The organism is uncultured Methylobacterium sp. (assembly GCF_964244095.1).
GTDB lineage: Bacteria > Pseudomonadota > Alphaproteobacteria > Rhizobiales > Beijerinckiaceae > Methylobacterium.
The window spans coordinates 1-8,180 of record NZ_CAXTHR010000173.1 but is presented as its reverse complement, the minus strand read 5'-3'; the positions used below and the strand labels follow the sequence as shown (position 1 = coordinate 8,180).

The 8,180-nt window shown below is 72.4% G+C and carries 8 protein-coding genes and 1 pseudogene; 7 read left to right on the top strand and 2 right to left on the bottom strand.

Annotated features, from left to right (window positions below; genetic code table 11):
• The coding region (locus tag ACFE86_RS19760; protein ID WP_375457030.1) for an aromatic amino acid lyase at positions 1-751 on the bottom strand (751 nt) is incomplete at its 3' end.
• Between the two features lie 60 nt (positions 752-811).
• Positions 812-1,705 (bottom strand): annotated as a pseudogene (gene puuE, locus ACFE86_RS19755) (allantoinase PuuE); the annotation flags it as partial.
• A gap of 153 nt (positions 1,706-1,858) precedes the next feature.
• Between puuE and ACFE86_RS19750 the strand changes: the two are divergent.
• The 7 genes from ACFE86_RS19750 to ACFE86_RS19720 form a co-directional block, all read left to right on the top strand.
• Complete coding sequence (locus ACFE86_RS19750) at positions 1,859-2,335, top strand: ureidoglycolate lyase (protein WP_375457029.1); 477 nt, start codon at positions 1,859-1,861, stop codon at positions 2,333-2,335.
• A gap of 176 nt (positions 2,336-2,511) precedes the next feature.
• Positions 2,512-2,715, top strand: coding sequence for a DUF4089 domain-containing protein (locus ACFE86_RS19745; protein ID WP_375457028.1), 204 nt, complete (start codon positions 2,512-2,514; stop codon positions 2,713-2,715).
• A 4-nt stretch (positions 2,716-2,719) separates the two neighbouring features.
• Complete coding sequence (locus ACFE86_RS19740) at positions 2,720-4,123, top strand: AtzE family amidohydrolase (protein WP_375457027.1); 1,404 nt, start codon at positions 2,720-2,722, stop codon at positions 4,121-4,123.
• A gap of 380 nt (positions 4,124-4,503) precedes the next feature.
• The gene (gene hpxZ, locus ACFE86_RS19735; protein WP_375457031.1) at positions 4,504-4,884 is read left to right on the top strand and encodes an oxalurate catabolism protein HpxZ; all 381 of its coding nucleotides are present in this window, start codon (positions 4,504-4,506) and stop codon (positions 4,882-4,884) included.
• 133 nt (positions 4,885-5,017) lie between these two features.
• On the top strand, positions 5,018-6,643 hold the full coding sequence (locus ACFE86_RS19730; RefSeq protein ID WP_375457026.1) for an ABC transporter substrate-binding protein: 1,626 nt from the start codon (positions 5,018-5,020) through the stop codon (positions 6,641-6,643).
• An 82-nt stretch (positions 6,644-6,725) separates the two neighbouring features.
• Positions 6,726-7,679: an ABC transporter permease gene (locus ACFE86_RS19725; RefSeq protein ID WP_375457025.1), complete on the top strand. Its 954-nt coding sequence runs from the start codon at positions 6,726-6,728 to the stop codon at positions 7,677-7,679.
• 4 nt (positions 7,680-7,683) lie between these two features.
• Positions 7,684-8,180, top strand: a 497-nt coding sequence (locus tag ACFE86_RS19720; protein ID WP_375457024.1) for an ABC transporter permease, incomplete at its 3' end; no start/stop codon positions are given.

The following is an 8,180-nucleotide window of genomic DNA, read 5'->3' as shown; positions in this document are numbered from 1 at the left end:
GCACGCGGGGATCGAAGGCGGCCTTCTCCGCCCGCAAGGCTTCGAGCGTGAGCGCGAGCGCGACCTCGGCGGCCTTGAGCACCCGCTTCATGTCCTCCAGCGCCAGCACACCGACGGCGAGCGAGACGGTGGAGCCGTTGATGAGCGCCGAGGCGTCCTTGGCCTCCAGCGGGAAGTCGGGGGGCAGGCCCGCGGCTTCGAGCGCCATGCGGGCCGGCATGCGGCGATCCTGGTAGAACGCCTCGGCCTCCGCGAACCCGCAGATCGCGCCGGCCAGATGCGCCAGCGGCGCGAGGTCGCCCGACGCCCCGACCGAGCCCTTCGACGGGATGACGGGGACGATCCCGGCGTTGAGGCAGGCGAGCAGCCGGTCGACCACCGCGACGCGGGGCCCGGAGAAGTTCGAGGCGAAGGCGTTGGCGCGCAGCAGCATGGTGGCGCGCACGGCGTCGGCGTCGAACGGCTCGCCCATGCCGGTGGCGTGGGCGTAGACGGTCAGCCGCTGGTAGGCCTGCATCTCGTCGAGCCGCACGCGCTGGTCCTTGAACAGGCCGACGCCGGTGTTGAACGAATACATCAACGGCGCGTCGTCGCGCATGAAGTGCGCCTCGATGTAGTCCCGCGCCCCGACGAGGTTTTTTCGCGAGCCGTCGTCGAGGACCGCTTCGGACCGGGCGCCGGCGGCGTCCGCCCGCGCGACGGCGAGCACGTCCGCGGCTGTGAGGGTGCGGCCGTCGATGGTGGTCGTCATCGGGTGTCTTTCATGGGTTTGCCCGCAGCGGGGAGCACGAATCGCGCCGGCCCGTCACGGCGCCGGGTGGCGGGCGATCCAGTGGCGGGCGATGTCGATCCGCCGGGCCACCCACACGCGGTCGTGGGCGGCGATGTGGTCGAGGAAGCGGGCCAGCGCCGCCATCCGCCCCGGTCGGCCGACGAGGCGGCAATGCAGGCCCACCGACATCATCTTCGGCGCGTCCGCCCCTTCGGCGTAGAGCACGTCGAACGCGTCGCGCAGGTAGGCGAAGAACTGGTCGCCGGAATTGAAGCCCTGGGCTGCGGCGAAGCGCATGTCGTTGGCGTCGAGGGTGTAGGGCACGACGAGGCCGGTGCCGGCCGCGCCGCGCAGCCAGTAGGGCAGGTCGTCGGCGTAGGAATCGGACAGGTAGGTGAAGCCGCGCTCCAACCCCAGTTCCAGGGTGTGGATCGAGGAGCGGCCGGTGTACCAGCCCTCGGGCGCGCTGCCTGTGACCGCTTCGTGGATGCGCACCGCCTCGTCCATCGCGGCGCTTTCCGCCGCGCGGCTGTAGTCGCGGACATCGACCCACTTGAGGCCGTGGCTGGCGATCTCCCACGCGGCCTCGCGCATGGCGGCGACGGCCTCCGGGTTGCGCATCAGCGCGTGCGCCACCCCGAACACGGTGACCGGCACGGCGCGGGCCGTGAACAGCCGCCACAGCCGCCAGAACCCGGCGCGCGCGCCGTACTCGTAGAGCGATTCCATGTTCATGTGGCGCTGGCCCGGCCAGGGCTGCGCGCCGACGATCTCGGACAGGAAGGCCTCGGAGGCCGCATCCCCGTGCAGGATGCAGTTCTCGGCCCCCTCCTCGTAATTCAGCACGATCTGCACCGCGATGCGGGCGCCGCCCGGCCAGTCGGCCTGCGGGGGGGTGCGGCCGTAGCCGATCAGGTCGCGGGGATAGGTCAAGGGGGCTCGCCTGCGTCGCTGCGGTCTGGCCCCAGGCAAGGCCGCGGGCGGGCATCCGTCAACCCCGCGGCGGCGCGGGGGGCGATGGGCCACGGCTTGACCTCCGCCGCGCGGCGGGAGAGGCCGGCATCCGGACACCTGCCGGGACAGACGATGCGCATCATCCCCATCGAGCCGCTGGACGAGCACGCCTTCTCGGCCTTCGGCAGCCTGCTCGTCGCGCCGGACGACGGCCCGCGGCAGGACCGGGCCACGCCGATCGAGAATCTGCGCAGCGGCGCCTCGGCGAACCTCGCGCTCGTGCGCAGCGAGCCGTTCGCCGGCCTGATGCCGCTGACGCGGATGGAGCGGCACCCGCATTCGAGCCAGGCCTTCCTGCCGCTCGCGGTGGAGAGCTACCTCGCGGTGGTGGCACCCGACCGCGACGGGCGACCCGACGAGGCCGCGATCCGCGCCTTCCGGGTGCCGGGGCAGGCCGGCATCAACTACCGCGCCGGGGCGTGGCACGCCCATCTGATGACGACCTCGGCGCCGGGCACCTTCGCGATGCTCGTCCACGAGGACGGCACGGCCGAGGATTGCGTGTTCGCCCCGATCGCGCCGGTGACGGTCGGGCCGGCCCGACCATGACCGGAACCGGTCGGCGGTCCTCGATGCCTGCCCGAGGACGATGCCATGCGCATGGGCCGGGTTTTGCATATGGGCCGGGCTTTGCATCATGAATAGGCCGGCGTGAGGGCGGCTCTGCGCTTGGCGCTGACCTTGCCAACCCGATCTCCGGCCCCGGCCTTCGACGAGGACGCGCGATGACGAACCCGGAACCACCGGCGCGGAAGCCGGACCTCGACGCCTATGCCGCCGCCGCCGCGCCGCTGCTGGGACTGAGGCTCGACCCGGCCTGGATCACGCCGGTGGTGGCCAACCTCCGCGTGCTGGCGGCGGCGGCGGACCTCGTCGGCGGCTTCCCGCTGCCCGACGAGGCCGAGGCCGCGCCGGTCTTCGAGGCCTGATCCGATGACGCAGATCGATTGGAGCCGTGCCGATGCCGCGGCCGTCGCGTCCGCCGTCGCGGAGCGGCGCGTGCCCGCCCGCACGGTGGTCGAGGCCGCGCTGGCGCGGATCGGGCGCGTGGACCCGGCGGTCAATGCCTTCACCGACGTGACGGCTGCGCGCGCGCGCGCCACAGCCGACGCCCTCGACGCGCGGCTGGACCGGGGGGAGGCCGCCGGGCCGCTCGCCGGGGTGCCCTTCGCGGTCAAGAACCTGATCGACCTCGCCGGCCTGCCGACGCGGGCGGGCGCGAAGATCAACCGCGACCGGGCGCCGGCGGCCCGCGACGGCGCCCTGGTGCGCCGGCTCGAGGCGGCGGGCGCGATCCTCGTCGGCGCGCTGAACATGGGCGAGTACGCCTACGACTTCACCGGCGAGAACGTCCACGACGGCGACAGCCGCAACCCGCACGCGGCCGGCCACATGAGCGGCGGCTCGTCCGGCGGCTCCGGCGCGGCGGTGGCGGCCGGCCTCGTGCCGCTGGCGCTGGGCTCGGACACCAACGGATCGATCCGGGTGCCCGCGGCCTTCTGCGGCTGCTTCGGGCTCAAACCCACCTACGGGCGCCTGACGCGGGCCGGCAGCTTCCCGTTCGTGGGCAGCCTCGACCATCTCGGGCCGATGGCGCGCAGCGTCACCGACCTCGCGCTGGCCTACGACGCGATGCAGGGGCCGGACCCCGACGATCCGGCCGCGACGACGCGGCCCGCCGAGCCGGCGCTGCCGGGGCTGGAATCCGGCCTCGGCGGCCTTCGCATCGCGGTGGCCGGCGGCTACTTCGCCCGCGGCGGCGACCCGGAGGCGTTCGCGGCCGTTCAGGCGGCGGCGCGGGCGCTCTCGGCGACGCGGGTGGTCGAGATCCCCGAGGCGGCGCGCGCGCGGGCGGCCGCCTACCTGATCACCGCCGCCGAGGGCGCCGCGCTGCACCTCGACCGCCTGCGCGAACGCCCGGGCGACTTCGACCCGGCGGTGCGCGACCGGCTGATCGCGGGCGCCATGCTGCCGGCGCCCTGGGTCGAGCGGGCGCAGCGCTTCCGCCGGTGGTACCGCGCGGCGGTGGCCGACCTGTTCGGCACGGTGGACGTGATCCTGGCGCCGGCCACCCCGTGCCGCGCGCCGCCCCGCGGGCAGACGCACTTCACCCTCGACGGCGTCAGCCTGCCGGTGCGGGCCAATATCGGCGTGTTCACGCAGCCGATCTCGTTCGTCGGCCTGCCGGTGGCGGCGGTGCCGGTGTGGCTCGACGGCAGCCTGCCGCTCGGCGTGCAGGTCATCGCCGCCCCGTGGCGCGAGGACGTGGCGCTGCGGGTGGCGCGCGCCCTCGAGACGGCCGGCACCGTGCGCGCGCCGATCGCGGAGATCGCGTGATCGTCGTCGACGACGCGCCGGTGCCGGAGGCACTGCTTCGCGAGGATCCCGGCACGAACCGCTGCGGCGCAGGCGGTGAAGGCGGGCGGCCGGGACTGACGGACGCGACCCCGCCGCGCCGCGGCGGCGTCCCCGAACTGGGGCCCGGACTGGCCACGCGCTTGCATGGGCCGGGACATCCCCCGGAAAGCCCGCACGCGGGCGCCCCGGCCCACGGAGCGCGCCCGCCCGACATGCCGTCCCGCCCGATGACGACCCTCACCGCCCGTGCGGCGCTCGCCGGCGCCCTGCTCGCCGCCGCGGTCCCCGCCCTGGCGCAAGGGGTGCCGCGGGCCGGCGTGACCGCCTCCGACAGTCCGCTCACAGCCGGAGATCGCATGATGGTCATCGACGACGCGCAGGTGAAGGCCGAGGTCGAGGCGGCGTTCCGGACCTACGAGGCGGCGCTCACCGGCAACGACGTGCCGGTGCTGGAGGCGCTGTTCCACGACGATCCCCGCACGATCCGCTACGGCGCGGGCGAAAACCTCTACGGCATGGACGCGATCCGCGCCTTCCGCCGGGCGCGCGCGGCGGCGGGCCTGGAGCGGACGCTGTCGCAGACGGTGATTACCACCTACGGCCGGGATTTCGCCACGGCGATGACCCTGTTCTCGCGGAAGAACGCGCCGGGCCGGATCGGGCGCCAGAGCCAGACCTGGGTGCGCTTCCCCGACGGCTGGCGGGTGGTGGCCGCGCATGTGAGCCTGATCGACGGGTAGGGCAGCCGCCGCGGACCGGCCGGGCGCTCGCATCGATCGGCCACGCGCTTTGGCCGGGCGCTTGCATAGACCCGGGGCATCCCCTCGGAGGCCCGGTCACGGGCACCCGGCCCATGGAGGTCACCCGCCCGACATGCTGTCCCGACCGCTGAAGACCCTCGCCGCCCGTGCGGCGCTCGCAGGCGCCCTGCTCACGGGCGCGGCCCCCGCCGCCCTCGCGCAAGGGGTGCTGCGGATCGGCATGACCGCCTCCGACATCCCGCTGACCACCGGCCAGGCCGACAACGGCGGCGAGGGCATGCGCTTCATGGGCTACACGGTCTATGACGGGCTCATCAACTGGGACCTGTCCTCGGCGACCAAGCCCTCCGACCTCGTGCCGGGCCTGGCGGAGAGCTGGGCGGTGGACGCCGCCGACAAGACCAAGTGGACGTTCAAGCTCCGCGACGGGGCGACCTTCCACGACGGCTCGAAATTCACGGCCGACGCCGTGGTGTGGAACCTCGACAAGCTCCTGAAGAACGACTCCCCCCAGTACGACCCGCGCCAGTCGGCGCAGGGGCGCACCCGCATCCCGGCGGTGGCGAGCTACAGGGTGATCGACCCGCTGACCGTCGAGATCACGACCAAGGCGCCCGACGCGACGCTGCCCTACCAGATCGCCTGGGTGATGATGTCCTCGCCGGCGCAGTGGGAGAAGCTCGGGCGGAGCTGGGACGCCTTCGCCAGGACGCCGTCGGGCACCGGCCCGTGGAAGATGACCCTGTTCGCCCCGCGCGAGCGCGCCGAGATGGCGCCCAACAAGGATTACTGGGACAAGGCCCGGATCCCTAAGCTCGACAAGCTCGTGCTGGTGCCGCTGCCCGAGGCCAACGCCCGCGTCGCGGCGCTCCGCTCGGGCCAGGTCGACTGGATCGAGGCGCCCGCGCCCGACGCCGTCGCCTCGCTGAAGGGCGCGGGCTTCACCATCGTCACCAACACCTACCCGCACAACTGGACGTGGCACCTGTCCCGCGTCGAGGGCTCGCCCTGGAACGACATCCGGGTGCGCAAGGCCGCCAACCTCGCCATCGACCGCGACGGCCTGAAGGAACTGCTCGGCGGGCTCGCGGTGCCGGCGACCGGCTTCTTCCCGCCCGGCCACCAATGGTTCGGCCACCCGACCTTCCAGGTGAAGTACGATCCGGCGGCCGCCAAGAAGCTCCTGGCCGAGGCCGGCTACGGCCCGAACAAGCCGCTGAAGACCAAGATCGGGATCTCGGCCTCGGGCTCGGGCCAGATGCAGCCGCTGCCGATGAACGAGTTCGTGCAGCAGAACCTCGCCGAGGTCGGCATCCAGGTCGACTTCGAGGTGGTCGAGTGGAACACGCTGATCAACGTCTGGCGCGCCGGCGCCAAGGCCGACATCGCGCGCGGCGTCACGGGCATCAACTACAGCTACTTCATCCAGGACCCCTTCACCGGCTTCATCCGCCACCTCCAGAGCAGCTTCGCACCGCCGAACGGCACCAACTGGGGCTTCTATTCCGACCCGGCGATGGACAAGCTGTTCGATCAGGTGCGCAACGCGTTCGACAAGTCCGAGCAGACCGCGGTGCTGGAGAAGATCCACGAGAAGTACGTCGACGACGCGGCCTTCCTCATGGTCACGCACGACGTGAACCCGCGGGCGATGAGCACCAAGGTGAAGGGCTTCGTCCAGGCGCAGAACTGGTTCCAGGACTTTTCCGGCATCACCATCGCGACGGCGGGGCGGTAGGGGGCAATGAGCCCTCTCCCCGCTGCGGGGGAGGGAAGCGATGCGCTGAACCCTGGAACCGGAATAAGGAAACCCGGGCGCGATGCTGCTCTACATCCTCAAGCGCCTCGTCTACGTCACGCCGGTGGCCTTCGGCGTCAGCATCGTGTGCTTCCTGCTGGTGCACCTGGCGCCGGGCGATCCCCTGAGCGCGATCCTACCGGCGGACGCGACGCAGGCGACCATCGACGAGATGCGCGCCGCCTACGGCTTCGACAAGCCGCTGCCGGTGCAATACGCGATCTGGCTCTGGCACGTCCTGCAGGGCGACCTCGGCACCTCGATCGCCACCGGGCGCCCGGTGCTCGGGGAGGTGACCCGGGCGGTGGTCAACAGCCTGATCCTGGCGTCGGTCGCGACGCTGATCGGCTTCACCTTCGGCACCCTGTTCGGCTTCGTGGCCGGCTACCACCGCAACTCGGTCCTCGACCGGATCGCCTCGGCGATCTCGGTCTTCGGCGTGTCGGTGCCGCATTACTGGCTCGGCATGGTCATGGTGATCATCTTCTCGGCGACGCTCGGCTGGCTGCCGCCGACCGGGGCGGGGCCGGACGGCTCGGGCAACTGGCGGCCGGATTTCGAGCACCTGCGCTTCCTCATCCTGCCCGCGGTGACGATGTCGGTGATCCCGATGGGCATCATCGCCCGCACCGTGCGCGCGCTCGTGGCCGACATCCTCGCCCAGGACTTCGTGGAAGCGTTGCGCGCCAAGGGCCTCGACGAGGTCGGCGTGTTCAAGCACGTGGTGCGCAACGCCGCCCCCACCGCGCTCGCGATCATGGGCCTGCAGCTCGGCTACCTGCTCGGCGGCTCGATCCTGATCGAGACGGTGTTCGCGTGGCCCGGCACCGGCTTCCTGCTCAACGCGGCGATCTTCCAGCGCGACCTGCCGCTGCTCCAGGGCTCGATCCTGGTGCTGGCGATGTTCTTCGTCCTGCTCAACCTCCTGGTCGACGTGATGCAGACCGCACTCGATCCGCGCATCGAGAGGGCATGATCCCATGAGCTCACCCATCACCGCCGCCTCCATGGCCCTCGACGGCGGGGTCGCGCCGGCCGCGGCGCTGACCGAACCCACGGCCTTCGCCGCCTCGCGCGGCTACTGGGGCCATGTCGGCCACCGGCTGGTGCGCGACCCCGTGGCGATCGTGGCCGGCGCCGTCATCCTCGCCATCCTCGTCATCGCGATCCTGTCGCCGTGGATCACGCCGATGGACCCCTACCGCGGCTCGATGCTGCGGCGCCTCAAGCCGGTGGGCGACGCCACCTACTGGCTCGGCTCGGACGAACTCGGCCGCGACATGATCAGCCGCCTGATGGTCGGCGCGCGCCTGTCGCTGTTCATGGGCGTGACGCCGGTGCTGATCGCCTTCGTCATCGGCTCGTCGATCGGCATCATCGCCGGCTACGTCGGCGGCTGGACCAACACGATCCTGATGCGCACCATCGACGTGTTCTTCGCCTTCCCCTCGGTGCTGCTCGCCATCGCGCTCTCGGG

What these genes read in the sequence shown, in the direction of transcription:
- ACFE86_RS19750 (WP_375457029.1), top strand. Translation starts at nt 1,859, where the DNA reads ATGCGCATCATCCCCATCGAGCCGCTGGACGAGCACGCCTTCTCGGCC.
- ACFE86_RS19745 (WP_375457028.1), top strand. Translation starts at nt 2,512, where the DNA reads ATGACGAACCCGGAACCACCGGCGCGGAAGCCGGACCTCGACGCCTAT.
- ACFE86_RS19740 (WP_375457027.1), top strand. Translation starts at nt 2,720, where the DNA reads ATGACGCAGATCGATTGGAGCCGTGCCGATGCCGCGGCCGTCGCGTCC.
- hpxZ (WP_375457031.1), top strand. Translation starts at nt 4,504, where the DNA reads ATGGTCATCGACGACGCGCAGGTGAAGGCCGAGGTCGAGGCGGCGTTC.
- ACFE86_RS19730 (WP_375457026.1), top strand. Translation starts at nt 5,018, where the DNA reads ATGCTGTCCCGACCGCTGAAGACCCTCGCCGCCCGTGCGGCGCTCGCA.
- ACFE86_RS19725 (WP_375457025.1), top strand. Translation starts at nt 6,726, where the DNA reads ATGCTGCTCTACATCCTCAAGCGCCTCGTCTACGTCACGCCGGTGGCC.